This is a genomic window from Spirillospora sp. NPDC048911 (assembly GCF_043198015.1).
GTDB lineage: Bacteria > Actinomycetota > Actinomycetes > Streptosporangiales > Streptosporangiaceae > Spirillospora.
Genome location: NZ_JBICUD010000006.1, coordinates 323,010 through 348,317, shown reverse-complemented (window position 1 = coordinate 348,317; position 25,308 = coordinate 323,010). Strand labels below are relative to the sequence as shown.

The 25,308-nt window shown below is 71.9% G+C and carries 20 protein-coding genes and 1 other RNA gene; 11 read left to right on the top strand and 10 right to left on the bottom strand.

Features of this window, described 5'->3' with window-relative positions:
- Positions 1 to 27 precede the first annotated feature (27 nt).
- The 3 genes from ACGFNU_RS28120 to ACGFNU_RS28110 form a co-directional block, all read right to left on the bottom strand.
- The gene (locus tag ACGFNU_RS28120) at positions 28 to 426 is read right to left on the bottom strand and encodes a hypothetical protein (protein ID WP_392598289.1); all 399 of its coding nucleotides are present in this window, start codon (positions 424 to 426) and stop codon (positions 28 to 30) included.
- A gap of 176 nt (positions 427 to 602) precedes the next feature.
- Positions 603 to 959 (bottom strand): hypothetical protein, encoded by a 357-nt coding sequence (locus ACGFNU_RS28115; RefSeq protein ID WP_392598287.1) that lies wholly within the window; start codon positions 957 to 959, stop codon positions 603 to 605.
- Positions 960 to 1,003: 44 nt separating this feature from the next.
- Complete coding sequence (locus ACGFNU_RS28110; protein ID WP_392598286.1) at positions 1,004 to 1,528, bottom strand: pyridoxamine 5'-phosphate oxidase family protein; 525 nt, start codon at positions 1,526 to 1,528, stop codon at positions 1,004 to 1,006.
- Between the two features lie 110 nt (positions 1,529 to 1,638).
- On the opposite strand from ACGFNU_RS28110, the gene ACGFNU_RS28105 reads away from it, so the two are divergent.
- From ACGFNU_RS28105 to ACGFNU_RS28085, 5 genes are all read left to right on the top strand, one after another.
- The gene (locus ACGFNU_RS28105) at positions 1,639 to 2,472 is read left to right on the top strand and encodes a Nif3-like dinuclear metal center hexameric protein (protein ID WP_392598284.1); all 834 of its coding nucleotides are present in this window, start codon (positions 1,639 to 1,641) and stop codon (positions 2,470 to 2,472) included.
- A complete protein-coding gene (locus tag ACGFNU_RS28100; RefSeq protein WP_392598282.1) occupies positions 2,469 to 3,212 on the top strand; it encodes a zinc ribbon domain-containing protein in 744 nt (247 codons plus the stop codon). Before ACGFNU_RS28105 ends, ACGFNU_RS28100 begins: the two co-directional genes overlap by 4 nt.
- Positions 3,213 to 3,214: 2 nt before the next feature.
- Entirely contained in the window at positions 3,215 to 4,333 is a 1,119-nt protein-coding gene (locus ACGFNU_RS28095; RefSeq protein ID WP_392598280.1) for a bifunctional RNase H/acid phosphatase, read from the top strand.
- Positions 4,334 to 4,425: 92 nt separating this feature from the next.
- Positions 4,426 to 4,841: RNase P RNA component class A (gene rnpB, locus ACGFNU_RS28090), an RNA gene on the top strand.
- A 224-nt stretch (positions 4,842 to 5,065) separates the two neighbouring features.
- The gene (locus ACGFNU_RS28085) at positions 5,066 to 5,323 is read left to right on the top strand and encodes a hypothetical protein (RefSeq protein WP_392598278.1); all 258 of its coding nucleotides are present in this window, start codon (positions 5,066 to 5,068) and stop codon (positions 5,321 to 5,323) included.
- A gap of 96 nt (positions 5,324 to 5,419) precedes the next feature.
- Here the strand turns inward: ACGFNU_RS28085 and ACGFNU_RS28080 are convergent, their stop codons facing one another.
- From ACGFNU_RS28080 to ACGFNU_RS28070, 3 genes are all read right to left on the bottom strand, one after another.
- Positions 5,420 to 7,753: a SulP family inorganic anion transporter gene (locus ACGFNU_RS28080; RefSeq protein ID WP_392598276.1), complete on the bottom strand. Its 2,334-nt coding sequence runs from the start codon at positions 7,751 to 7,753 to the stop codon at positions 5,420 to 5,422.
- A 153-nt stretch (positions 7,754 to 7,906) separates the two neighbouring features.
- Complete coding sequence (locus ACGFNU_RS28075) at positions 7,907 to 9,988, bottom strand: hypothetical protein (protein ID WP_392598274.1); 2,082 nt, start codon at positions 9,986 to 9,988, stop codon at positions 7,907 to 7,909.
- 250 nt (positions 9,989 to 10,238) lie between these two features.
- Positions 10,239 to 10,844 (bottom strand): YbhB/YbcL family Raf kinase inhibitor-like protein, encoded by a 606-nt coding sequence (locus ACGFNU_RS28070; protein WP_392598272.1) that lies wholly within the window; start codon positions 10,842 to 10,844, stop codon positions 10,239 to 10,241.
- Positions 10,845 to 11,346: 502 nt separating this feature from the next.
- Between ACGFNU_RS28070 and ACGFNU_RS28065 the strand changes: the two genes are divergently transcribed.
- Together ACGFNU_RS28065 and ACGFNU_RS28060 are read left to right on the top strand one after the other, a co-directional pair.
- A complete protein-coding gene (locus ACGFNU_RS28065; protein WP_392598270.1) occupies positions 11,347 to 12,726 on the top strand; it encodes an NAD(P)/FAD-dependent oxidoreductase in 1,380 nt (459 codons plus the stop codon).
- 125 nt (positions 12,727 to 12,851) lie between these two features.
- Entirely contained in the window at positions 12,852 to 16,175 is a 3,324-nt protein-coding gene (locus tag ACGFNU_RS28060) for a BTAD domain-containing putative transcriptional regulator (protein ID WP_392598268.1), read from the top strand.
- A gap of 44 nt (positions 16,176 to 16,219) precedes the next feature.
- Here the strand turns inward: ACGFNU_RS28060 and ACGFNU_RS28055 are convergent, their stop codons facing one another.
- Complete coding sequence (locus ACGFNU_RS28055) at positions 16,220 to 16,672, bottom strand: Lrp/AsnC family transcriptional regulator (RefSeq protein ID WP_392598266.1); 453 nt, start codon at positions 16,670 to 16,672, stop codon at positions 16,220 to 16,222.
- Between the two features lie 108 nt (positions 16,673 to 16,780).
- Between ACGFNU_RS28055 and ACGFNU_RS28050 the strand changes: the two genes are divergently transcribed.
- Both ACGFNU_RS28050 and ACGFNU_RS28045 read left to right on the top strand, forming a co-directional pair.
- Positions 16,781 to 17,392, top strand: a complete 612-nt coding sequence (locus ACGFNU_RS28050) for a LysE family translocator (protein ID WP_392598264.1) — start codon at positions 16,781 to 16,783, stop codon at positions 17,390 to 17,392.
- A 75-nt stretch (positions 17,393 to 17,467) separates the two neighbouring features.
- Positions 17,468 to 18,601 (top strand): MFS transporter, encoded by a 1,134-nt coding sequence (locus ACGFNU_RS28045; protein WP_392598262.1) that lies wholly within the window; start codon positions 17,468 to 17,470, stop codon positions 18,599 to 18,601.
- Positions 18,602 to 18,730: 129 nt separating this feature from the next.
- Here the strand turns inward: ACGFNU_RS28045 and ACGFNU_RS28040 are convergent, their stop codons facing one another.
- Both ACGFNU_RS28040 and ACGFNU_RS28035 read right to left on the bottom strand, forming a co-directional pair.
- Complete coding sequence (locus ACGFNU_RS28040) at positions 18,731 to 19,564, bottom strand: ABC transporter permease (protein WP_392598260.1); 834 nt, start codon at positions 19,562 to 19,564, stop codon at positions 18,731 to 18,733.
- On the bottom strand, positions 19,561 to 20,544 hold the full coding sequence (locus tag ACGFNU_RS28035; RefSeq protein ID WP_392598259.1) for an ATP-binding cassette domain-containing protein: 984 nt from the start codon (positions 20,542 to 20,544) through the stop codon (positions 19,561 to 19,563). The genes ACGFNU_RS28040 and ACGFNU_RS28035 overlap by 4 nt, the downstream gene beginning before the upstream one ends.
- Positions 20,545 to 20,914: 370 nt before the next feature.
- On the opposite strand from ACGFNU_RS28035, the gene ACGFNU_RS28030 reads away from it, so the two are divergent.
- Both ACGFNU_RS28030 and ACGFNU_RS28025 read left to right on the top strand, forming a co-directional pair.
- A complete protein-coding gene (locus ACGFNU_RS28030) occupies positions 20,915 to 21,466 on the top strand; it encodes a PH domain-containing protein (protein WP_392598258.1) in 552 nt (183 codons plus the stop codon).
- Positions 21,467 to 21,633: 167 nt separating this feature from the next.
- Positions 21,634 to 23,085, top strand: a complete 1,452-nt coding sequence (locus tag ACGFNU_RS28025) for a PH domain-containing protein (RefSeq protein ID WP_392598256.1) — start codon at positions 21,634 to 21,636, stop codon at positions 23,083 to 23,085.
- A 21-nt stretch (positions 23,086 to 23,106) separates the two neighbouring features.
- Here the strand turns inward: ACGFNU_RS28025 and sepH are convergent, their stop codons facing one another.
- Positions 23,107 to 24,993 (bottom strand): septation protein SepH, encoded by a 1,887-nt coding sequence (sepH, locus tag ACGFNU_RS28020; RefSeq protein ID WP_392598254.1) that lies wholly within the window; start codon positions 24,991 to 24,993, stop codon positions 23,107 to 23,109.
- Positions 24,994 to 25,308: the final 315 nt, after the last annotated feature.

Below are 25,308 nucleotides of genomic sequence, written 5' to 3'. Positions count from 1 at the left end.
GGAACCGGGAGGCCGGGGACGGGCGGGTCAGAGCTTGGGGGTGAAGGGACGGCGGAATTCGGGGTCGTCGGGGAGATCCTGGCTGCGCAGGGCGGACTCGACGAGCTCGATCGCCGAGGCGAGGGCGACCAGGCGGCCGCCCTCGCGGCGGTAGGTCTCCAGGACGGCCTCGATGCCGTGGGGAGGGACGGCCTCCGCGAGCTCGACCCGGGCGGTGCGGAAACCCTCCCGGGCGGCCTCGACGGAGGCGTTGACGTGGTGGCGGGCCATGCGGGCCAGCGCGATCGGATAGCGGCGCAGCACCCCGTAGCGGCGATACTCCGGCGGGACGAGCTCGAGCAGCCAGGTCATCGCCGTGTCCTCGAAGCGCTCGGTGGCCGGGGGGTGCACCTGCGCGGGCCAGCCGGGCGGGACGTACGTGCTCACCCGTCCACGATAACCCGATGTTCGAACCTATGTTCGACACATATCGGACACATGTTCGTATCCGGGCGCAGGGTCGTAACCAGGCACGCGGTTTCCAGGCACGGAGTATCCAGGCACGGAGTATCCAGGCACACGGTCATGGCTGCGCGCACGGCTCTGCCCATGCGTCTCCCGCCCTACTCGGGTTGCGGCTCGCCCTCGGCGGGCGCGCGGCGGATGCGGATCTTGCCCGAGGCCAGGTTGTCGCGGCCGCCCGTGCCCGCCTGGAGCATGTCGTCGGCCTTGCGCAGCTTCTGCTGCTCCTGCTCCTCGATCTTGACCTTCTTGGAGCCCTCGAAGGCCGAGGCCAGATCCTCGAACATGCCGCCGCCGAAGCCGGCGCCGGTCTCGCCGTCACCGCGGATCGCGCCCATCAGGGACGACTTGCCGGTGCCCTCCTGCGGCCAGTCCACGGGCTCGTGCTCGGCAGGCTTGGGGGCCGTCCCCATGGGGCGGCCCTTGACGCGCTTGCGGCGGCGAAAGGGTGACTTCACACACTCTCCAACGCGATGAGTCTCCGGATTGATCCCGCCGCCGTTCATTGTGTGAACGACCAGCGGGTGGGAGAACCGCTGAAGTCTCCCTGTTGCAGCCCGAACGCCCATTGTGGCCAGACGGCCACCGTCGCGTTGACGGCGGGGTCCAGGAAGTCCACACGATAGCCGGTGTCGTACTTGGCGTTGACCATGTCGATGAACCGCTGCAGCCGGTCCGGCTCGGTGACGATCTCGGCGCGCCCCTGCACGACCACGGGATTCTCGGCGTCCTCGGTGGCCATCGTGACGATCTCGTTGGCCCGGATGTTGCTGATCTTGCGCGACGACATGCTGCTGCTGAACCACAGCGCCTCGCCCGACCAGGCCCCCCACACGGGCATGGTGTGCGGGCGCCCGTCCGGCCACACCGTGCTGAGCCAGAAGTTGCGCGTCTTGTTCAACCGCTCGACCGCCCACGACCACGGCAGCAGGCCGGTGCCCTCCGCCGGGCCGCCGATCCCATAACCGGGCATGTACGGACGGCTGCTGGCGGGAACCACTCCCGGTACGGCGCCGGAAGCCGGCATGACGATCTCCCCTCGGTCTGGCTCTCCCCTTCCTATCGTTCCAGACGCGGACATGGTCAGTCGCCGTCCGTGACTCGGCTGGGGCCGCCGGGAGCGGTAGCCTGCGGGGCGTGCGTCTCTCCGAAGTCATCGCGGTCCTCGAGGAGTTCTACCCTCCGGCCTGGGCCGAGGCCTGGGACGCCGTCGGGCTGGTCTGCGGTGATCCGGAGCAGGAGGTCGGCCGCGTGCTGTTCGCGGTCGACCCCGTGGCCGCCGTCGTCGACGAGGCCCTGGAGTGGGGCGCGGACCTCGTCGTCACCCATCATCCGCTGCTGCTGCGCGGGGTCACCAGCGTCGCCGCGACCACGCCCAAGGGCCGCCTGATCCACCGGATGATCACGAGCGGAGTGGCGCTCTACACCACCCACACCAACGCCGATGTGGCCGATCCGGGCGTGTCCGACGCCCTGGCGCGGGCCGTGGGCCTGACCGGGCCGCTGCGCCCGATGGTCCCGGCGGACGGGCCCGCCGGATCCGGCGCGGCCGGCGAGGGCGGCCGGGGCCTGGGACGCGTCGGCGAGCTGGCCGAGCCGGTCACACTGGCCGAATTCACCGCCCGCGCGGCCGCCGGCCTGCCCGCCACCGCGTGGGGTGTGCGCGCCGCGGGCGATCCCGGCCGTACGATCCGTACCGTCGCGGTCTGCGGCGGCGCGGGCGACTCGCTGCTCGACACCGCCCGCGCGGCGGGTGTGGACGTCTACCTCACCGCCGACCTGCGGCACCATCCCGCGTCGGAGTTCGCCGAGCACGACGGCCCGGCGCTCGTCGACGCGGCGCACTGGGCGACCGAGTGGCCGTGGCTCGCCGATGTAGAGCGGCGCCTGGCCCGCACGCTGGACGTGAAGACCCGGGTGTCCACGCTCGTCACCGACGCGTGGAGCCTGCATTACGAAGGAGCAAAGTGAAAGCCGCACCGGAAGCCCAGCTGCGCCTGATCGACCTGCAGGAGCTCGACACCACGCTCGACCGGCTGGCGCACCGCCGCCGCACCCTGCCCGAGCTGGCCGACATCGAGCGGCTCGAGGCCCGCCTGACCGAGGTGCGCGACGCCATCGTGGCGGCCGAGACCGAGGTCGGCGACCTCGACCGGGAGCAGCGCAAGGCCGAGCAGGACGTCGACCAGGTCCGGACCCGGGCGGACCGCGACCAGAAGCGGCTCGACTCCGGGCAGGTCGGCTCCGCCAAGGACCTGAGCAGCCTGCAGGCCGAGATCGCCTCGCTGCAGCGCCGCCAGTCCGACCTGGAGGAGGTCGTGCTGGAGATCATGGAGCGCCGCGAGGAGGCCGAGGGCAGGGTCACCGCGCTGCGCACCGAGCAGTCCACCGCCCAGGAGGAGCTCGCCGCCGCCGGCGGCCGCCGCGACGAGGCCCAGCAGAAGATCGACGAAGAGGCCGGCATGACCAGCACGGCCCGTACCGCCGTGGCCAAGGACGTCCCGGACGACCTCCTGGCGCTGTACGAGAAGCTGCGCGGCCAGTTCGGCGGGGTCGGCGCGGCCAAGCTCTACCGGGGCGCCTGCCAGGGTTGCCACCTGGCGCTCAACACCGTCGATCTCAACCGGATGCGCGCCGCCGACGGCGACGAGGTGATCCGCTGCGAGGAGTGCCGCCGCATCCTCATCCGTACGCCCGAGTCGGGTCTGTAGGCGTGGGGCGGAAGCTGGTCGTCGAGGCCGACGGCGGGTCGCGCGGCAATCCCGGCCCGGCCGGGTACGGCGCGCTGGTCCGCGACGCGATCACCGGTGAGGTGCTGGCCGAGGTCGCCGAGTCGATCGGCCACGCCACCAACAACGTGGCCGAGTACCGCGGCCTGATCGCGGGCCTGCGCGCCGCCGCGGCGATCGACCCGGGCGCCCGGGTCGAGGTCCGGATGGACTCCAAGCTCGTCGTCGAGCAGATGTCCGGCCGCTGGAAGATCAAGCACCCGGACATGATCCCGCTGGCCCTGGCGGGGCGGGAGGCGGCGAACGGCCTCGGCTCGGTCTCCTACGGCTGGATCCCGCGCAACCGCAACGCGCATGCCGACCGCCTGGCCAACGAGGCGATGGACGCGGCGGCGCGCGGCGAGCACTGGGTCCGCAAGGTCGAGGACGAGGAGCCGCCGCCCACCCCTGAACCGGCGGCCCCCGCGCTCGCGTGGTCGGGGGCGACGGCCACGCCGACCAGGACGCTCCTGCTGCGGCACGGTGAGACGCCGCTGTCGATCGAGAAGCGCTTCGCGGGCGTGGGCGACTTCCCGCTGACCGAGCACGGCCTGGCCCAGGCGCGGGCGGTGGCGGTGGCGCTCAAAGGCAGGTCGATCGACGCGATCGTGACCTCGCCGCTGGGCCGCTGCCGCGACACCGCCGCCGCCGTCGCCGCCGAGACGGGCGTCGAAGTAAGGGTCGAGGAGGGGTTCCGCGAGACCGACTTCGGCTCGTGGGAGGGCCTGACGTTCCGCGAGGCCGGGGAGCGCTGGCCCGCCGAGCTGAAGGCCTGGCTGGCCGACCCGTCCGTGGCGCCGCCCGGCGGTGAGAGCCTCGTCGAGGCCGAACGCCGCGTCCGCACCGCGCTCGACAAGCTCAAGGTGCGCTACCGGCACCAGACCGTGCTGGTGGTGTCCCACGTGACGCCCATCAAGCTCCTGGTCAAGGAGGCGCTGGGCGCCCCGATGGCGGCGCTCTACCGCATGCAGCTCGACGTGGCGTCGCTGTCGTCGATCCACTGGTACGACGACGGGCCCGCCAGCCTCCGCTCGTTCAACGACACCCACCACCTCCTGGATTGACCGGTTCCGGCCGCGCCCGCGGCGCTTACGGCGTGTGGCGCTCGGGTCGTCGGCGACCTCCCTCGAGGCGGTAACCTTTCTGGCACGGCGGACGAGCCGGCCGGACGGCCGCGTCGGGAGATCCACTGGCCATGGTCACGGATCTCCCGCCGAGGAAAGTCCGGGCTCCACAGGGCAAGGTGGTCGGTAACGCCGACCCGGGGTGACCCGCGGGACAGTGCCACAGAAAGCAGACCGCCACCGGTTCGCCGGTGGTAAGGGTGAAACGGTGAGGTAAGAGCTCACCAGCGCCCACGGTGACGTGGGCGGCTCGGTAAACCCCACCTGGAGCAAGGTCAAGAAGGAGCGCCGGCAGGTGCTCCGCGCAGGCGTTCGAGGGCTGCCCGCCCGAGCCTGCGGGTAGGCCGCTGGAGACCGCCGGCAACGGCGGTCCGAGATGGATGGCCGTCGCCCGCCCGCCGCGAGGCGCGGCGGGACACAGAACCCGGCTTACAGGCCGGCTCGTCCGCCCCCGCACCTCTGGCCCCGGTGCCGGCGTGCCGCGTCCCTCGCTTCCCCTTTCTCGCGTTGCTCACACAAAAACGGAAAGTGGGCCTCATCTCGGCCGCTTCGGGTCACACGACACAAAGGATCGGAAAGAGCACCTCTAACGTCCAAGGTACAGCTGATCGCCTTGGGGGAGATCGGCGGTGGCGGCGGGGCCCGGAGACCGCCCCGCGGAGAGGAGCGCCGATGTTCATCGTGATCGCGGTGGCCGCGCTCGTCGGGTTGCTGGTGCCAATGATCCTGGTGGCCGCGTTCTCGCGGTCCAGCCGCCGGGACGCCCTCTACGCTCCCGCGTCCGGCGTCCAGGCGCGGTGGGCGCGCCGGGTCGCGGGCATGTACATCCGCGACGACTACACCGCCCGCGAGGACGAGTACACCGGCCACCACACCCGGATGATCGAGCATGGGGACCGGTCCGGCGAGGACGAGCTCGTCGGCCGCTGAGACCAGAACGAGGGTGGCGCGGCCCCACGGTGGCGGGTGCCGTGGGCCGGGTAGGTCATGGGTCGTCCTGTCGGGGGACGACCCATGACCGTCATCTCAGCTCAGCGCCCAGGCGGTGTCGGTGGTGTCGTCGTCGGGGGCCTCGTCCGGGACGGGGACGAAGGTCTGGGCGGAGCGGTCGAGGATGTTGACCTCGGCCGACTCCAGGTCGAGGTACAGGCCGACCAGTTCGAGCTTCCCGGCCTCCACGCGGTTGCGCAGCCAGGGATAGGTCAGCAGGTTGTCGAGCTGCTGCATCACGTTGATCTGGCAGAGCCGGGTGAGCGGCGGCACGCCGTCCTCGGGCTCGGTCGCCAGGAACCTGGCCAGGCTGTGGTTGCCGTGCTTCAGCCACCGCGACAGCGCGGGCAGGTGGTCGACCTCGGTGCCGCCAGCCAGCAGCGCCGCCATGGCGCCGCAGTTGGAGTGGCCGCAGACCGTGATGGTCTTGATGTCGAGCACGTTGGTGGCGTACTCGACCGTCGCGGCCACCGAGTCGTCATGGGTCCGGGAGCCGAACCGCGGGACGAGGTTGCCGACGTTCCGGTTGATGAACAGGTCGCCGGGACCGCTCGCGGTGATGATGTTGGGCACCACGCGCGAGTCCACGCAGGTGATGAACAGGTGTTCGGGCTTCTGCTCGAACGCCAGCTCGGCCATGATCGGGCGGACGAGCCGGGCCGTGCGGCCGTGGTACTCGCGGACTCCCGCGAGTAGCAGGGCGCTCGGCGACACGTCCGGTGCGTCGAGATCCGGTGCTTCGTGGCGGCGCCGTCGATTCGCCCATGGTGCCCACCAGCGGGCACTGGGGGACGACTTGCGCGGCGGCGACATATCCCCAGTCACAGCTCTTTCATACCAACCCTCATGAACTTCATCTATGTCGACCCTGCCGCCCTGACGTTCGTGGGCGACCCGCCACTCGTGGATCGCCTCGAACGCGGCGTGGTCCATGAAGTCCACGTTCAGGTCCAGATCGACGCTCGATCCGGCCGGCACCTGCTGCAGGACCTTGGTCACCTTGGGCACTCCGAGGAACGTGAGCGTGCCCTCGACGATCACGTGCCAGCGGTCCGCAGGCGCCTGCGCGCCTGCGGTTTCGGCCGATGCCTGGGCCGGGACGGGGGCCGCCTGCTCGACCCGGACCGACAGGCTGGTGAGCCGCCGCAGCGCCATCACGGCCGAGACCCCGATGCCGAGCAGCACGCCCTCGCCGAGGCCCAGCAGCACGACGCCGACCAGGGTCGCGAAGTAGGCGGGCGCCTCGCGATGGTGACGAAGGTCACGGACCCGGGCTGTGTCGATCATCTTCACGCCGAGCACGACCAGCAGGGCGGCCAGCGCCGCCAGCGGCACCTGCTCGATCACCGGCCCGCACGACAGGGCCAGGACGAGCACCCAGAACCCGTGCATCACGGTGGAGGCGCGGGACCCGGCCCCGGCCGCCACGTTCGCCGAGCTCCGGACGATCACGCCGGCGATGGGCAGGCCGCCCAGCAGGCCCGACACCGCGTTCGCCGCGCCCTGCCCGAGGAGTTCGCGGTCGAGGTCGGCCCGCGGCACGCCGGGGGGCCGCTTGCGGTCGATGGCGACACTGCACAGCAGCGACTCGACGGCCGCGACCACGGCGACCGAGACGACCGCTCCGACGATCTCGGGAAGCGGCCCCTCGGGCATCGCCGGGGCGTGCCAGTCGCCCAGCAGCGTGCCGGGCAGGTCGACGCGCGGCGTGTCCCAGCCGAGCAGCCACGCGGTCAGCGTGGCGAGGGCGACGGCGGGGAGAGGCGCGGGGATCCAGCGCAGCGCGGTGCCGCTCACCTGGGAGAGGCCGCCGTTCACGCCTTTCGGCAGCCGTTCCCAGGTGAGCAGGACGGCGATCGTGAGAAGGCCGAGCATGACCGTCTGGGAGTGGGACGAGACCAGCTGTCCCGGAAGCTCCCGTACGTTGCTCAGCGGCGAGTGCTGCGGCCGGCCGCCCAGGACCACGTGTGCCTGCGCCAGAACGAGCACGACGCCGACTCCGGCGAGCATGCCGTGCACGACGGCCGGGGAGACGGCGAGGGCCGTACGGGCCACCCTGGCGGCGCCCAGGGCCAGCTGGAGCAGCCCCGCGAACGCCGTGATGGTGCAGGTCGCGCGCCAGCCGTAGGTCTGCACGAGTGAGGCCACGATGACCGTGAGCCCGGCCGCGGGCCCGCTGACCTGCAGCGGTGAACCGCCCAGCAGCCCGGCCACGACGCCGCCGACGATCGCGGCGATCAGCCCGGCGGCGATCGGTGCGCCGGAGGCCACCGCGATGCCCAGCGACAGCGGGATCGCGACGAGGAAGACGACGAACGAGGCGGGAAGGTCCCGTCGCGGAATGGATACGTTGAGTGTCTTGAACGTCACGCGACGTATGCAATCACGGGCCGGATCATGTTCGCCCGGGATGACACCAACGCGATCTCCGGGTTCGGTGGATCTCGGGGGATTCGCTCCTAGAAAAACGCGAAACGGAGGTGGCCCCGAGGGCCGCCCTCCGTTTCGCCGACGCGTGGGTGATCAGCGCCGGTAGTCGCGGTGGCTCTCCCAGTCGTCGGGCTGCTGCTGGCGCGGGTTGCCACCGCTGCCGTACGAGGAGCCGCCGTACTGGCCGCCCGGCTCGCCGCCGCCCGAGCCGCCCTGCTGGCCGGAGTTGCCGTAGCCCTGCTGCGAGCCGAAGTAGTCGCCGCTGAACTGCTGGGTCGCACCCGGCTCGCCATAGCCGCCGCCCTGGGAACCGGAGTCTGGGGGAATCGGGGCCGACAGCGGGTCGGACGCGCCGTTGTAGCTGCTGCCGCTGAAGTCGCCGTAGCGGCCCGCCTCTCCGTTGTCGCCCGCGCCGCCGCTCGCGCCGGAACCCGAGCCGGAGCCGTACGAGCCGTACGACCCGCCGCCGCCACTGCCACCGCCGAGCGGGTCGTCGTAGCGGGAGGAGTCGCCATAGGCGGGAGCCGACGGGTAACCCTCGTTCTGGCCGTAGCCGCCGCCCGCGGTGCCGCCGCCCGCGCCTCCCGCGGAACCCGCCGAGGGCGCCGACCAGGGGCCGGTGGAGCCGTAGGAGGACGAGCCGCCGCCCGTGTTGAGCGGGTCGCCGAGCGGATCGTTCAGGCCGCCGCCGTACGCGGGGGCCTCCGGCTCGGCCGGACGCGAGCCCGCACCGCCGGCGGACCGCGCCCGGTCGGTCTGGATGCGCTGGAGCAGCTCGTCCACGGTGGGGAGCTTGTTGCTGTCGGTGTCGCCGGCGGAACCGCCGCCGTCCCAGCCGCCCTGCGCCGCTGGCTCGGCGGGAGCCGCCGGGGCCGCGGGGGAGGGCTTGCTGTAGCGCACGGTCTGCTCGTCGGCGCGGCCGAGCGGCAGGCCGAGCGGGTCCGAGGCGCGCGGGTCGCCCGAGAGCGGGCCCGTGGACATCGGCAGATCGTAGGAGGACTCCTGGCGCGCGGGGCCCGCCGAGGCGGCCGGGAGCGAGGTGCCCAGCGGGTCGTTGGCGCCGTAGGGACTCTGGGAGCCGTTGCCATAGGCCGGCTGCTGCTCAGGGGAGCCGTACGGGGCCTGGTCGCCCCCGCCGTAAGGGGACTGCTCGGGCCCGGAGCCGTAGGGCTGTTGCTGCTCGGGGGAGCCGTAGGGAGCCTGATCCTGGGAGCCGTACGCGGGCTGGTCGGGAGAGCCGTACGGGGCCTGCTCGCCGCCGTACCCGGGCTGCTCGGGACCGCCGTACGGGGCCTGGTCGCCCCCGCCGTACGGCGAGGGGTCCGGGGCGCCGTAGGGCTGCTGGTCGGAGCCCGCGCCGCCGAACGACGGGTCGCCCGTGCCGAACGGGGACTGCGGGCCGGTGCCGGAGCCGAGCGCGTGGAGGTCGGCGGCGGTCGCGCTCGGGTCGCCGGCGTAGTGCGCGGCGGCCGGGGTGAAGGACGCCGGCGGCGCGGGCACCGCCTGCGGGCCGGTGCCGTTGCGGGAGCCGAGCAGGCCGCCGACGGCGCCGGTCGCCGGGGCGGCGGGGTTGTATGCGGGGCCGTCGTCCATGGCGACCGGCTGGGTGAGACCGGCGGCGGGACGCTCGGCGGGAGCCTGCGGGTCGGGGCCCTGCGGACCGCCCTGCGCGCCCAGCGGGTCGGCGGCGAGTTCGGCCTCGGTCTTCTCCGGCGGCGCGTCGTGCTGCCAGGGGAACTTCGGCTTGTCGAAGGTGATGGTCGCCCAGTAGTCGTCGTCGGCCATCTCGTCGCTGGCCTGGCCGCTGGGCGGGGGCGGCGCGGGGGCCGCCTGCGCGGGGGCGGGCGTGGGCGCGGCGAGGGGAGCGGCGGCGAGCGAGCCACCGGCGTGCTGGCCGGCGGGGGGCTGGCCCGCGCCGCCCGCCACGCGGCGGTCGAGGCCCGGCTCGGCCTGGCCCGGCCCGTAGGACGCGCCGTCGTAGCCGGTGCCGTAGCCGTCCTCGGCGGGCTCCTCCGCCGGAGCGGACCGGTAGCCCCGGGACGGCTGCTGCTGCTCGTCGGCCATCCAGTCGTCGTCGTCGCGGGCCGCCCTGCTGGCCCGCATGCCCAAGGCCACCAGGACGACCACCAGGACCACGACCACTATGAGGCCGAAGACCACGATGTAAGAAGTCATGCCACCACCCAATGCCTTGGCCCTGCGGCCCGCGGGTTCGTCCTGATTATCGCTAGCGGCCGGGTCCCCGATGGGGGCCTAAACCGATTCTGACCGACCGCTATGACCGTTGTCACACCCTTCGCGCACATCTACCCTCACACGGCGTGCCCCGATCGGCCAATTCGGCCGACCCGTTCACCCCCGTCAGTTTTGTACCTCGGGGACCTGTTCTGTCCCTCTTGCCCCACGACCTCAGGGTTGAACGCCCCTACTCGGTCCCGAAGTTCCCGGTGATCCTGCCCCGGCCCACCGTGTGCTTGGCGATGGCTCCGAGGGAGTCCTTCAGCGTCGCGCCCGGTTTGAACGGCGCCTGGTCGTTGAGTGCGTAGATGGTGAACCGGTACCGGTGCTCCTCGCCCCGTGGCGGGCAGGGCGGCTCATAGCCCACCTTCTTGCCGGTGTTCCGACCCTGGACCCAGGTCTTGTCGATCTTCGTGCCCTCGACGAGGTCCTGCGTGTTCTCGCCGATGCCCGCGATCACCCAGTGCACGTACGCGCCGTTGTCGGCGTCCGGGTCGTCCACCACGATCGCGTACGAGCGTGTGCCGGTGGGCTTGCCGGTCCAGTGCAGCGGCGGCGTCTTGCTCTGCCCGCCAGGGTACGACGAGCAGCCGTAGCGTGTGGGCAAGTCCTGCCCATCGCGGAAGGCCAGACTGCTCACGGGGAACCACTCGGAGAGCTCGGCGGCCTTGTTCTGGGGCAGTCCGATCAGCCCGCACCCGCTCAGCGCCCCGCCGAGCAGCACGACCCCGGCCGCGGCCGAAACCGGCCGCCGCCGCGAGGCAAGGACCGTACGCCGCTCTCTGCTCACCATCGAAACTGCCTTCCCGCAGCCCACTTCCGACAACCCACCCCAGCCGGCCCGCGAGGGCGGGCCGAACGTGACGGGACTCCTGGGTGACGGTCATCACCTGGCCCGCGAGGGGCAAGGCCGCGCCTGACCGGACTCCTGGGCGAGATCGTACGCGGCGCCCCGCCGGATTGCGTTCATCTCGGCGTCGGGCGCACCGGGCCGATGGCGCCCCCTTCTCCGTCCGCCACAACCATAGGCGGTCCGCGGGGGTGGAGCGGGCCCTTTCGCTCGCGGGGAGACGGCGCCGCGGGAGAAGTCCACTGTGACGTTCATCATGTGACCTCTGTCCATGGAAGTCCGATTTTCCGCGAAGGAGTGCAGAAGTTCACATGCTCGTAACGGTCCAGTTTGCCGCCATGGAAAGTTTCGAAGATCTTTCCGGCCTCATGGTTGGCACTTGGCATGGTCTATCCGGTAGCTTGTGAATGTCTTCACAAGCCGACCGCGAACATTGGAGGCCGCTATGGCCAGGACCGCCGAGGGCGCTCCCCACATCCTGATCGTGGGTGGCGGCTATGTGGGCATGTACACCGCACTGCGTCTGCAGAAGAAGCTCAAGGGCGAGCTCAAGCGGGGCGAGGTCAAGGTCACCGTCGTTGACCCGAACGCGTACATGACGTACCAGCCGTTCCTCCCCGAAGCCGCCGCCGGGAACATCTCCCCCCGCCACGTGGTGGTGCCGCTGCGCCGCACGCTGCCCCTGTGCAACGTGCGCAACGCGCGGGTCACCGAGATCAACCACGACGACCGCTGGGCCATCGTGCAGCCGCTCGCCGGACCCCCGGAGCGGATCACCTACGACTACATCGTCATGGCCGCCGGCGCGGTCCCGCGGATCCTGCCGATCCCGGGCCTGGCCGAGAACGGCATCAGCCTCAAGACCGTGGGCGAGGCCATCCACCTCCGCAACCACGTCCTCGCGCAGCTCGAGATCGCCGAGTCGACCGACGACGAGGAGATCCGCCGCAAGGCCCTCACCTTCGTCTTCGTCGGCGGCGGCTTCGCGGGCGTCGAGGCGGTCGCCGAGATCGAGGACATGACGCGCGACGCCACCAAGTACATGCGCAAGGTCACCCCGAGCGACCTGCGCTTCTACCTGGTCGAGGCCGCCGACCGGATCCTGCCCGAGGTCGGGCCGGACATGGGCAAGTGGACGGCCGAGCAGCTGCGCGGCCGCGGCATCGACGTCAAGATGAAGACGCTCCTGAAGTCGGCGGTCGGCGGCGACATCGAGCTGTCGGACGGCAGTGCCTTCCCGGCGGGGACGCTGGTCTGGAACGCGGGCGTCAAGCCCTCGCCGGTGGTCAGGGCGAGCGACCTCCCGCTCGACGACCGCGGCCGGATCAAGGCCACCGAGTACCTCACCATCGAGGGCGTGGTGGGCGCCTGGACCGCGGGCGACAACGCCGCGGTGCCCGACCTCACCCAGGACGGCATGTTCTGCCCGCCGAACGCCCAGCACGCGCTGCGGCAGTCGAAGCTCCTCGGCGACAACATCGTCCGCGCCCTGCGCGGCAAGTCGCTCAAGCCGTACGCGCACAACAACCTGGGCGCGGTGGCGGGCCTCGGCCTGCACAAGGGCGTGGCCAACCCGATGGGCTTCAAGCTCAAGGGCCTGCCGGCCTGGTGGTTCCATCGCACCTACCACGGGATGATGGTGCCGACGTTCAACCGCAAGATGCGGGTGCTCGCCGACTGGACCCTCGCGCTGTTCTTCAAGCGCGAGACCATCTCGCTCGGCACGATCGAGCAGCCGCGGGCCGACTTCGAGCTGGCCGCGACCGACGACGTCAAGCCGAAGCAGATCGAGGCACCCAAGGAGACCTCGGGCCGGGTCGCCTGACGACACCCGATGACGCCCCGCCGATCCGTGCCCGGATCGGCGGGGCGTTCTCGTTCGGCAGGACTGATATCGCGCACGATCCCCCGCATAGGCGGAGCAGGCCCGGCTTGGGAGAGAATCGACGGGTGCGCATCGCGATCCTCGGCCCCCTGGAGGTGGCGGCCAACGGCCACTGCGTCGAGGTCGGCGGCGCACGGCTGCGCGCCCTGCTGATCCTGCTCGCGCTCAACGCCGACCGTCCGGTGTCGGCCGACCGGCTGATCGACGAGCTCTGGGAGGACCAGCCGCCGGTCGCCGCGGCCAACGCCCTCCAGTCGCTGGTGTCGCGGCTGCGGCCCCTGATCGGCCGCGATCGGCTGGAGTCGGGGCCGGGCACCTACCGGCTCCTCGTTCCGCCTGCGGAGGTGGACGCGCACGACTTCGAGGCCCGGGTCGCCCGTGCGCTCCGTACCGGCGACGTCGCCGAACGGGCGGCGGGCCTGCGGGACGCGCTCGCGCTCTGGCGTGGCCCCGCGCTGGAGGACGTGGCGGGCAGGCCGTTCGCCGAAGGGCCGTCGGCCCGCCTCGAAAGCCTGCGGCGTACCGCCCTGGAGGAGCGCGTCGAAGCCGATCTCGCGCTCGGCCGCCATGCCTCGCTGATCCCCGAGCTCCAGGCCCTGACCGCCGCCGATCCCCTCCGCGAGCCGCTGCGCGGCAAGCTGATGCGCGCCCTGTACGCGGCGGGTCACCAGGCCGACGCCCTGGCCGAGTACGAATCGGCCAAGCGCGTTCTCGCCGAAACCCTGGGCGTGGATCCTTCTCCCGATCTGGAGAACGTCTACCTGGCGGTCCTCCGCCAAGACCCGGCTCTGCTGCGAACCGGTCGAGAGACTCCCGGGGGCACCGCGAAGCACGCGGCCACGACTGAAAGCCTCAACGGCGCCGGACCAGACGAAGCGCAGCCGACCGGAGACCGGCGGACCGGAGCCGAGCCGGACGCGGACCGGCCGGCCGGGAACCTCCGGGCACGGATCACGAGCTTCGTGGGACGCGACGACGATCTCTCCCAGGTGGGCGAGCTGCTCGCGGGACACCGGCTCGTCACGTTGACCGGACCCGGCGGCGCGGGGAAGACCCGGCTGTCGCTGGAGACCGGCGAACGCTGGCTGGACCGGGCGCCGGACGGCGTGTGGGTGGTGGAGCTCGCGCCGATCACCGACCCCGCCGAGGTGCCGCAGGCCGTCCTCACGGCCCTGGCGCTGCGGGAGACGGTCTGGCAGTCGGCGGGCGCGGCGCGCGTGAAACGCGAGAGCACCGACCCGATGGACCGGCTCGCCGCCGCCCTCGCACGCAAGCGGCTGCTGCTCGTCCTGGACAACTGCGAGCACCTCCTCGACGCCACCGCCCACCTGGCGGACCGCCTTCTGGCGGACTGCCCGGGCGTGCGCGTCCTGGTGACGAGCCGCGAGCCGCTCGGCATCACGGGCGAGTCGCTCTGGCCCGTCGACCCGCTCCAGCCGCCCCCGCCGGACGTGCGGGCCGCCGAGGCGCCGGACTATCCCGCGGTCCGGCTGCTCGCGGACCGCGCGGCGGCGGTGTCCCGGGGATTCGCGGTGACCGACGGCAACGTCGCCGACATCGCCCGCATCTGCCGGGCCCTGGACGGGATGCCGCTGGCCATCGAACTGGCGGCCGCGCGCCTGCGCGCGATGACGCCGGCCCAGGTCGCGGCCCGGCTCAACGACCGCTTCGGCCTCCTCGCCGCGGGCAGCCGGACCGCGCTGCCGCGCCACCAGACCCTGCGCGCCGTCGTCGAATGGAGCTGGGACCTGCTCGACCCGGCCGAACGCGCGCTGTGGCGGCGGCTCTCGGTCTTCACCGGCGGCGTCACCGCGGCGAGCGCCGAACGGGTGTGCGCCGGGCCGGAACTCCCGTCCCACCAGGTCTTCGAGGTGCTGACCGCCCTGGTCGACAAGTCCCTCGTGACGGTCACCGGCGGCGACCAGGAGGGGCCCCGCTACCGGATGCTGGAGACGATCCGCGCGTACGGGCTGGAACGGCTGGCCGAGGCGGGGGAGGAGGAGCGGATCAGGCGCGCGTACGCCACGTACTACGTCGAGCTGGCCGAGACCGCCGAGCCCCACCTCTACCGCGACGAGCAGGTGTACTGGCTGGGCAGGCTCGCCGCCGAGCACGACAACCTGCACGCCGCGCTGCGGTGGGCGATCTCGGCCGGCGACGCGCGGCTGGCCGTGCGGTTCTGCGCCGGCCTCGGCTGGTACTGGTTCCTGCGCGGGCAGCTCAAGGAGAGCGCCGACAGCGTCATGGGGGTGCTCGGGCTCCCCGACCTCCCCGACGAGCAGACGACCGCGGTGGCCCTGTCGTACGGCGCGATCACGATGATCGACAACCACTACGAGAAGGAGCGGACCAACGCCCTGCTGGCGCGCGTGCGCCGGATCTGCGACGCCGTCGGCGACGGGCCGCTGCTGCCGGCGCTGCGCGTCACGAACGTCGCGCTGAAGATGTACGAGAGGGGCTGGGAGGAGAGCGCGATCGTGCTCATCGACCCGCTCCTGGACGATCCCGATCCGTGGGTGCGCGGCGTGGGCCGCTTCCTCCGCGGCCAGTTCGCGCTCAACTTCGGACGCGGCGACGCGGGCGCCGAGGACTTCGACCGCGCGCTGGAGGACTTCCGCGGCATCGGCGACCGCTGGGGCCTGTCGTTCACCCTCAGCGCGCAGGCCGAACTCGCCGGGCGCCGCGGCGACCACGGCGAGGCCGTCGCGCTGTACGAGGAGGCGATCCGGCTCAACGAGGCGCTCGGCGGCGGTTCGGCCCCGATCACGCACGGCCACACCAGGCTGGCGAACGAGCTGGCCCTGCTCGGCGAGAAGGACCGCGCCGTCAAGCTGCTCGACGTCGCGCTCCGCGAGGCCGAACGGGTCGGCAGCGTCGAGGGGACGGCGACCCTGCACTACCAGCTCGGCGAGATCGCGCGCCACGACGGCGACCTCGCCGGGGCCGGCCGGCGCCTCGATCGCGCCTACGAGCTGATCGCGGACATCGCCGGCCCACCGCACTTTCGCGCCATGCTCCTGTGCTCGCAGGGCCATCTCAGTCTCGCCTCCGGTGAGATCGAGGCGGGCCGGACGCGGCTGCTCGCGGCGCTGGAGGCAGCCGTGCACACCCTGGACTACCCGATCATCGCGTACGTCCTGGTGGGCCATGCCGCCCTCGCCCTGAGCGAGGGCGACGCGGAACGTTCCGCCTTCCGCCTGGGCTCCGCCGACGGCCTGCGCGGCGGCCGGGACCACTCTCTCCGCGACGCCCTGCCGGTCGAGGAGGCCACCCGCGAGATCCTCGGCGAGACGGCGTTCACCACCGCCTACGAACGCGGCCTCGCCACGACCCTCGACGACCTCTTGGACGAGTTCGGCCTGGAACGCCCGCCCCGGCTGATCCTTTGATGCCGTGAACCGCTGATTCTCGGCGTGGCCGCACTTCTCCCGGCTCAGGTGGGGAGGGGACGGTCGTTCACCACGTGCTTCATGACCAGGGTGGAATTGAGGCGCTGCACGCCGGGCAAAGCGGACAGCACGTCGTCCTCCAGCTCCTGGTAGGCGGTCAGATCGGCCGTGACGATGCGCAGCAGGTAGTCCGGATCGCCGAAGAGCCGCTGGGCCTGCACGACCTCCGGCACCCGCGCGACGGACTCCTCGAAACCGAGCAGCGTCTCCCGGTCCTCCTGCCGCATGGTGACGAACACCAGCGCCTGGAACGTCAGGCCGACTGCGGCGGGATCCACGATCGCCCGGTACCCGCGGATCGTCTTTCCGCGTTCCAGCTCCCGGAGCCGGCGATGGCAGGGCGACACGCTCAACCCCACCCGCGCCGCCAGTTCCGTGATGGTCAGGCGCCCCTCCTCCTGGAGGATCGCAAGGATTTTCCGGTCAATCGAATCCATGAGAAAATCCTTCCACGAAATACTGGTTTTGAGCTGAAATTTAAAAGCACTTTTGGAGTATTGAAACGTATTCTCCCTGCAATGGCCGCAACGGGGAGGATTTCTGTCGTGTCCCTCAGTTCCGTGCTCGCGTTCTGGACGGTCGCCCTTCTGCTCATCGTGGTTCCGGGCGCGGACTGGGCGTTCACGATCAGCGCGGGTCTGAACGGCCGCTCCGTGATCCCGGCGGTGAGCGGCCTGGTGGCCGGTTACGCGGCGGTCACCCTCGTCGTCGCGGCCGGCGTCGGGGTCCTGGTGGCGGGATCACCGGCGCTCCTGACCGCTCTCACCCTCGTCGGCGGTCTCTATCTGATGTGGCACGGCGTGACGACGTTCGCCCGGCCGTCCATGCCCCACGCCGGCGAGTCGGCGGGGACCGACTGGCGGACGTTCCGCCGCGGCGTCGGCGTCAGCGGCCTCAACCCCAAGGGCCTCCTGATCTTCCTGGCCCTCCTGCCGCAGTTCACCGATCCGCGCGGCGCCTGGCCGATCGCCGGCCAGATCGGCGTCCTCGGCCTCGCGTTCATGATCACCTGCGGTGTCTTCTACCTCGGTCTGGGCACGCTCACCCGCACGACGCTCCACACCCGGCCCGCGGCCGCCCGCCTGGCCAGCCGCCTCTCCGGCGCCGCCATGGTCGCGATCGGCGCCTGGCTCGTCCTGGACCGCCTACCGATATGAGTTCGCCTATCGGCCGGCATCCCTCTCCATATTGGACCGGCCGGATGTCCCTCTGGTGTGCTCTGTCCCGTGCTCATGACCGCCCCCTCATCCGACCGCCGGGTGATCGTGACGGTCGTCGCGCTCCAGTTCGCCGCCTGCCTGGGCTACTTCTCGGTGATGGCGCACCTGGTCGCCCACCTCCGGCACGACCTCGGCCTGCTGGCCGGCACGATCGGGCTGATCCTCGGCGTCCGGCTCGGCGTGCAGTACGCGCTCCTGCTGCCGGTCGGCGCGATCACCGACACGCTCGGCGCGCGCCGGACCGGAGTGATCGCCTGTACCCTCCGCGCCCTGAGCTTCGCCCTGCTCGGCACCGCCGAAGGAGTGGGCACCCTGCTCTGCGCGGCCGTGCTCATGGGAGCGGGCGGCGCGCTCCTGCAGCCCGCCGCCCAGACGATGCTGGCCGGCGTCGCCCCCGCCCGCCGCTCCGCGGGCTTCGCCGCCTATGTGGCGACCCAGCACATCGGAACGATCGTGGGCCCGCCCGTGGGCCTCGCCCTCCTGAGCTACGGATTCGGCCTCCTCGCGGCGACGGCCACCGTCCTCTGGGCGATCGGCGGCGCCCTCTTCCTGTTCTTGCCCCGCCACGAGCAGAGGTCGGCGCCCAACCTCGTCGCAGGAATCCGAGCGGCCGTCCGCGACCGCACCTTCCTGCTCTTCGCCCTGGCGACCGCCCCGACGACCCTGCTCGCCAACCACATCATGACCGCCGTGCCGCTCCTCGGCTTCAGCGCCGGTACGGCGACCCTCTGCTTCTGCGTACTGGCCGCCGTGGCCGCGGCCGTCCAGCCGTTCGTGGCCGTGAAGCACCGTGGCGAGCGACCATGGGTGCTGCGTGCCGGGCTGCTGTGCGCGGCCGGCACCTTCCTGGTGCTCGCACTCCTCGACGGAACCGAGACCCACCTGCTGATGCTCGCGGCCGTGCTCAACGGGCTCGCGAACGGCCTGATCCAGCCATCGATCTTCCAGCGCGCCACCCGCCACGCCCCGGCCGGCCGCTTCGGCTCGTACTACGGCGTCCTGGCCTTCTGCTCGGGCATGTTCGCCTGCGTGGGCGACCTGACGATCGGCCGCCTCTTCGACCAGGGCCCCGCGGGCGCGACCACGGCGCTCTTGGCCGTGGCGGCCTTCGCCCTGGCCGCCGCAATGACAGCCCGAGGGCCCTGACAACTCGGGCTCTGACAACTCGGGCCCTGACAGCGCGAGCCAGGGAAACGACGGCGGCGGTGCCCTCCGAGAGGACACCGCCGCCGTGTCGTGCGTGCTGGTTCGTGCGTTGCGGCTCGTTCGCGCCGGTCAGACCTTGCGCTTGAAGGCCCGCATGGACAGGGGGATGAAGACGGCCGCGATGCCGACGCCCCAGAGCAGGGACTGTATCGCCGGGGCGAGGACCGGCTGGACCACGCTCGGATCGGTCACCTTGTGGCCGATCAGCAGGCCGCGGATCGCGTCGCCCAGCAGCGAGACCGGGTTGTGCTCCATGATCGCGCGGATCCAGCCCGGGTACTTGTCGGAGACCGGGATGAAGGCGTTGCTGAGGAACGAGATCGGGAAGATGATCGTGAACCCGAAGATCTGCACCTTCTCCGGCTCGTCCACCGCCAGGCCGACGAAGACCGAGACCCACGCGAACAGCAGGGAGAACGCGAGGAGCAGCCCGAACGCGGGAAGCAGCTTGATCCAGCTGGTCTCGATCCGGAAGCCGATGATCAGCCCGACGACCATGACGATGAACATCGACCAGGCCTGCTTGACCGTGTCGGCGATGATCCGTCCGGCGAGCGGCGCGGACCGTGCGATCGGCAGGCTCCGGAACCGGTCGAAGACGCCCTTGGTGACGTCGTTGTTGAGCCCGACGCCGGTGGTCATCGAGGCGAACAGGGCGTTCTGGACGATGATGCCCGGAATGAGGATCGGCAGGTAGTCCTCGACGCTGCCGGCCATCGCGGGGCCGAACACGAAGGCGAAGAGCAGCACGAACATGATGGGCTGGACGCTCAGGTCGACCAGTTCCATCGGGTTGTGCTTGATCTGCACCAGGTTGCGCCAGGTCAGCGTCATGGTGTTGCGCAGCCCGGTGGGCAGCCCGACCTGGCGGGGCAGTTCGCGCGTGACGGTGGCGGTGGTCATGCCTTGGCCCCTTCTTGGGACATGAGCTCCTCGGCCTCGGCCTCGAAGTCGTCGGTGTGGTGTCCGGTGAGCGCGAAGAAGACCTCGTCGAGGGTCGACTTGCGCAGGCTGAGCTCGCTGAGGACGACGCCCGCGTCGTCCAGCTTGCGCACGACGGCGGGCATCACGGTCGGGTCGGTCACCGGCGCCGAGATCAGGCCGCCGCGCTCTTCGGGCGTGGCGTCGAGCAGGTCGGCGACGACGCGGGAGACCGTCACCTGGTCGGCGGCGTTGACCGGGCGGACCTCCAGGATCTGGCCGCCGGCCTGGGCCTTGAGCGCGTCGGAGGTGCCGTGCGCGATGAGGCTGCCGTGGTCGATGACGATGATGTCGTCGGCCAGGTTGTCGGCCTCTTCGAGGTACTGGGTGGTGAGGAGGACGGTGACGCCCTCGCCGGTGAGGCCGCGGACGATGTCCCACAGGGCGTTGCGGCTGCGGGGGTCGAGGCCGGTGGTGGGTTCGTCCAGGAACAGGATCTCGGGACGGCCGACCAGGCTGGCGGCGAGGTCGAGGCGGCGGCGCATGCCGCCCGAGTAGGTCTTGGCGGCGCGCTCGGCGGCCTCGGTCAGGTCGAAGCGGTCGAGGAGCTCGGCGGCCCGGGTCTTGGCCGAGCTGCGCGACAGGCCCAGCAGGCGGCCGATGAGAATGAGGTTCTCGGTGCCGGTGAGCATCTCGTCGACGCCCGCGTACTGCCCGGTCAGGCCGATCAGCTGGCGGACGCGGTGGGCGTCCTTGACGATGTCGTAGCCGCCGACCTGTGCCGTGCCCGCGGTGGGCTGGAGGAGCGTGGCGAGGATCCGGGTGAGCGTCGTCTTGCCCGCTCCGTTCGGGCCGAGGACGCCGAGCACCGTACCGGCGTCGACCTGCAGCGACACTCCGCACAACGCCTTGGTCTCACCGAAGTGCTTCACCAGGCCGTCCGCCTGGATGGCGTGTGACATGTGATCTCCTAGGTACTGTGTTCGCCGGACATCTCACGGCCCCGGATGCGGCGGCGTGCAAAGTTACATCTGTCCGGTGGGGAACGCATCCAGTTTTTCCGACGGTCCTGGCAGATCGCTGGCAGCCCGCCGATGTCCGGACCGACTCTCGCACCAGGGTCTGACAAAACGCTGTGACGCCTGGTCGGCCGCGGTTCGGAGAGGCATTTTCCGCCTTCTTCATCCTGCGCCGCGACGGGCATGGGGAGCGCATCGTCCCGCCAAGCCGGGGCCAAATGCTGGCGGGAACCCGCCATCGGGCCGCGGCCGCGGGATGGCTTGCCGAGGCGGGTCCGCTGGCGGCGGCGCCCGGGGATCTAGACTCGTGCGCGTGACGTCGGTGCGGCGCGCCCATCAGCCCGACGGCGAAGGCCCGCGCCTGCGGCCGCCCGCCCATCGGGTGTCTCCGCGCGCCATCGCCCACTGGGCGATCGAATACCTCCTGCTCTGGGGCCTCGGCTTCGGCCTGTCCTGGGGCGTGGCCGCCTGGGTCGACGACGCCGGCTGGGACGGCCTGCCCGGCTGGATGATCGACCGGGTCTGGTGGCTGCCGTTCCTCGTCGGCGCCGCCGGGGTGCTCATGGTCACGGTGGCGCCGGTGTGGCGCTACCGGGTGCATCGCTGGGAGGTCAGCTCGGACGTCGTCTACACGCGCACGGGGTGGTTCAGCCGTGAATGGCTGCTGATCCCGGTGAGCCGCATCCAGACCGTCGACACCGAGCAGGGCTGGATCGAACGCGCGCTGGGGCTGGCGACCATCGAGGTCAACACCGCCTCGCACGCCGGATCGTCGGAGGTGGCCGGCCTTCCGGTGGCGGTGGCGACCCGCCTGGCCGGAGACCTCGCCCACCGCGCCCACGACCTCCGAGACGACGCGACGTGAACGTACAAGAAGGACAGAGCTCGCTGTCCTCGAACGACCCGGGAGAACACCCGGTCGAGGAGAAGGCCGCGCAGCCAGGCTCAGATGGCGCCACGCCAGGCGCCAGCGCGGCTCAAGGCGGCGTGGCTCAAGATGGCGCGGCAGAGGAGCGCGCAGGACTGGGTGGCGTGGCGCGGGGTGGGGCGGCGCGGGGCGGGCTGCGGTTGCATCCGCTGACGTTCGTCGTGGGCGCGGCGCGGGAACTGGTCGCGCTCCTCGCCGCCGGCGCGGCGGGCCTGGCGGTCGGTGGCCTGTCCACGGCGTTCTACTTCACCTTCGTCGGGATAAGCATCGGCTTCGTCTTCCACATGGCGACCTGGGCGACGTTCACCTACACGGTCCACGAAGACCGCATCGAGCTTCGCCGAGCGCTGATCGGGCGATCGGTGAAGACCATCCCGCGTGACCGCATCCGTGGCGTGGACATCAGCGCGACGCTGGCTCATCGTCTGCTGAGGCTGGCGATCGTTCACATTGACGCGGGCGCCGATGGGGGAGAGGGCGCGCTCAACGCCGTCTCGCGGCAGGAAGCCGAACGGCTGCGCAAGGTGCTCCTCGCCCGCGCTCCAGTCGAAAGCGCCGAAGAATCCGGCCGGGCCGAGTCCGGCCCCCGGCTGCGCGTCCTTGGCCGGATGGAGTCCCGCTGGTACGTGTACGCACCGCTCAGCGGGGCCTATCTCCTCACCCCGTTCGCACTCGCCGGAAGCCTGCTCGGCACGCTCTACAACCTGAGCGACGACCTCGGCCTGATCACCCAGGAGCGGCTGGAGACCCTCGGGCACGAGGTGGTCGGCCTCCCGACCCTCGTGGTGATCATCCTGGCGATCCTGTTCCTGGTCGCCATGCCGGTGATGTCGGTGATCGCGTTCACGCTCTTCAACTGGGCCTTCACCGTGTACGAGCGGGACGGCTCGGTGGTGGCCGAGCGGGGCCTGATGACCCGGCGCAGCGTGTCGCTCGAACGCCGCCGCATCCGCGGCGTGGAGATCGCGGACAACCCGTTCGAACGGCTCGCCGGCGTCGTCCGCCTCGGCGCCCTCGTCACCGGCCTGGGGGACGCCGCCCACCGGGGCCGGCTGCTGCCCGCCGCGCCCCGCGCCGCCGCGGAGGGCCTGGCACGAAAGGTCCTCGGCCCGCTGCCCGCACCGCTCATCATGCATCCGCGAGCCGCGCGCAGCCGCCGCATCACGCGCGCCGTCGCGCCGCCGATCGGTGTGGGGGCGCTGGCCGTCCTGGCCGGTCAGCCCTGGGTGGCGTACGGATGCGCCGTGGCCGCCGTGCTCGCCGTCCCGCTCGGCGTCGACCGTTACCGCCAGCTGGGCCATGCCTCCGACGGCGAACGCCTGACCGTACGCTCCGGATCGCTTCGCCGCCGCCAAGCCGTGGTCGAGCACAGTGCGGTCGTGGGCTGGCGCATGCGCCAGACGCTCTTCCAGCGTCGCCTCGGCCTGGCCACCCTCATCGTCGCCGTGGGCGCCGGTGACGGGGGCTACCCCGCCGTCGACATGGCGGCGGAGGACGCCACCGCCTTCGCCGCGGGCATCACGCCCGCCTGGCTGGATCCCTTCGTGATCCGCTAGCAGGGTCTCCGGGACGGCGCGCTATTCGGGGCGGCGGGCACCGAACATGATCTCGTCCCAGGACGGGACGGAGGCGCGCTTGCCCTTGGCCTTGCGGCGGTTGCGGGCCGCCGGGCGCTGGGGTGCCGGCGCCGGCTCGGCACCGGCCGCGGCGGCGGGCTCGGTGACCGGCTTGTCGGGGCCCGGCATCGCCGGACGGCCTGCGGGCTTCTTCTTGGCGGGCGTACGCGCGGCCTCGCGATGGCGCGGCGGCTGCGGCTTGGGCGCCTGCTGTTGGGGTTCCTGCTGCTCGGCCGGCTGCTGTTCGGACTGCCGTGCCACCGGCTCCGGTGTCGCAGCGGCCTCGTCATCGGCCTCAGCGGCTGCCTCTGGCTCGTCCTGCTGAGCCGTCGGCTCGGGAACCTCCGGCTTCGGCGCGACCTCGTCCGCGACCTCCGGAAGGGAAACGGGAGCGGAGTCTGCCGCAGGCCGCGCGGACGTGTCGGAGGCGGCGGCCTCCTGTGCGTCCTCTTCGGACGTGTCCGAAACCTCTGCCGCAGGCTCGATGTCGGCAGCCGGAACGTCCGCAGCCTTGACGACCGGGTCTTCGTCGGGCGCGGCTGACGTGGCAGACTCCTGCTCCACGGCCTCTGCGGCGGCCAGCACCGGCCGTGCGTCGCCTTCGTCCTGCGTGGGAGCGGACGCCTCTTCGTGAACAGAGGCGGCCTCGTCCATGGAAGGCTCTTCGTCCTTGGCGGAGACGTCCTCCACTGGCGTGGGCTCGGCAGGCTTCTCCTGCCGAGCGAACATCGTGGCGCGTTCCTCTTGGGCGGCGCTCGCCTGCTCGTCACGGGCAGCGGCCAGCTCGTCTTCTCCGGCGGCAGGGCGTTCTTCTTCTCGTGCCGCTGGGCGCTCGTCGCGCGCGGCGGTGGTCTCGGGCCGCTCGTCACGCGAGCCGGTCCGCGCGGCGCGCTCATCGGGGACCGCGGCGGGCGCGGGACGCTCGGCGCCCGGCCGGAGGGGAGCGGGACGCTCCTCGCGCGTGGCCTCGTGGACGGCGGGGCGGTCGTCGTCCCAGGCGTCGGTGGCAGGGGCGGCCACGCGGACGGCGGGCGGCGGCTCCAGGCGCGCCGTGGCGGCTGGCTCGCGCGGCGTCTCGGGCTGGGCGCCCACCTGCGGGCGCGGGTCGACCATGCGGCCGCGTTCGACGATGTACTCGCGGCGGGCGTCGTGCTCGCGGCGGGCCCCTGGCTCGCGAAGTGCCTCGGGGCGCTGCTGCTCGCGGTCGGAGACGACCTTCATGGCGGGACGGCGGGGCACCAGCGGCGTGACCGTGTCGCTCAGCGAGTCGTCCCACTCCACGGAGGTGAGGCGGGCGGCAACCTCGTCCAGGGGGGACACCTGGCGGCGGCGGGGGTCGAAGACCCACTCCGCGGCGTGCGGGCGGCCGTTGTCGAAGAACGACAGCCGTACCCGCCAGGTGCTGTCCTCGCACTTCCAGGAGTCCCACTCGACCTCTTCGAGATCGACGCCGCCGCGTCCGAGGCGTTCTTCGACCGTCTCGCCGAGCGGGGGGCCGGGCGCCGACTCGCCGGGCCGGCGGACGGCGACGCGCTGCGCCTGCTGCGCCATGTACTCGCGCTCCTGCAGGACCGGGCCCTCGAACCAGCGGACGCGCTCGACCGGGATGCCGGCCGATTCGGCGATCTCCTCCGCCGTCTCGCCGGACCGGATGCGAGCCTGGATCTCCTTGGGACGCAAGGGACTCTCCACTTCGATCTCGAACTGGCCGAGGCGGGAGAAGTGCCCACGTACAGCTGCGCGCAGCCGGTCGTCGACGGGCAGGGTGAACCGGGTGCCCCGGCCCGCGGTCGCCAGGACGAGGTACGTACCGTCCTCGCTGACCGCGACGAGGCGCAGCTCCTGCATGCGTGTCCTTCCTGCCCTTCCTGACGGCACCGGAGGATCCCGATCAACACGTCCGGTCGCGAGCCCGCCTCACTCGTGCTCGTGACGAACGGTCGTTCGAGGCCCACCGAGGGCGCATGCGTGCCCTTCCCCCGGACTCCCGAGTCTCTCTTCCGGACACGCCTTGCTGCCAGCACCGTACCCGGCATGTCCGAACATCGCCGCTCTCGAAGCCCTCCTCACAAGGGTGAAGAGGGCACCTGACCAAGCTTGCCCGTGCCGAAGTGCGGCTGGGGACGCCCTGCCTGATTCTTGTGGATCCTTTGCACACTGTGT

Excerpts from the sequence above, each read along its gene's own strand:
- ACGFNU_RS28035 (WP_392598259.1), bottom strand. The coding sequence starts at position 20,544 with ATGTCACACGCCATCCAGGCGGACGGCCTGGTGAAGCACTTCGGTGAG.
- ACGFNU_RS28075 (WP_392598274.1), bottom strand. The coding sequence starts at position 9,988 with ATGACTTCTTACATCGTGGTCTTCGGCCTCATAGTGGTCGTGGTCCTG.
- ACGFNU_RS28085 (WP_392598278.1), top strand. The coding sequence starts at position 5,066 with ATGTTCATCGTGATCGCGGTGGCCGCGCTCGTCGGGTTGCTGGTGCCA.
- ACGFNU_RS28070 (WP_392598272.1), bottom strand. The coding sequence starts at position 10,844 with ATGGTGAGCAGAGAGCGGCGTACGGTCCTTGCCTCGCGGCGGCGGCCG.
- sepH (WP_392598254.1), bottom strand. The coding sequence starts at position 24,993 with ATGCAGGAGCTGCGCCTCGTCGCGGTCAGCGAGGACGGTACGTACCTC.
- ACGFNU_RS28040 (WP_392598260.1), bottom strand. The coding sequence starts at position 19,564 with ATGACCACCGCCACCGTCACGCGCGAACTGCCCCGCCAGGTCGGGCTG.
- ACGFNU_RS28065 (WP_392598270.1), top strand. The coding sequence starts at position 11,347 with ATGGCCAGGACCGCCGAGGGCGCTCCCCACATCCTGATCGTGGGTGGC.
- ACGFNU_RS28055 (WP_392598266.1), bottom strand. The coding sequence starts at position 16,672 with ATGGATTCGATTGACCGGAAAATCCTTGCGATCCTCCAGGAGGAGGGG.
- ACGFNU_RS28045 (WP_392598262.1), top strand. The coding sequence starts at position 17,468 with ATGACCGCCCCCTCATCCGACCGCCGGGTGATCGTGACGGTCGTCGCG.
- ACGFNU_RS28110 (WP_392598286.1), bottom strand. The coding sequence starts at position 1,528 with ATGCCGGCTTCCGGCGCCGTACCGGGAGTGGTTCCCGCCAGCAGCCGT.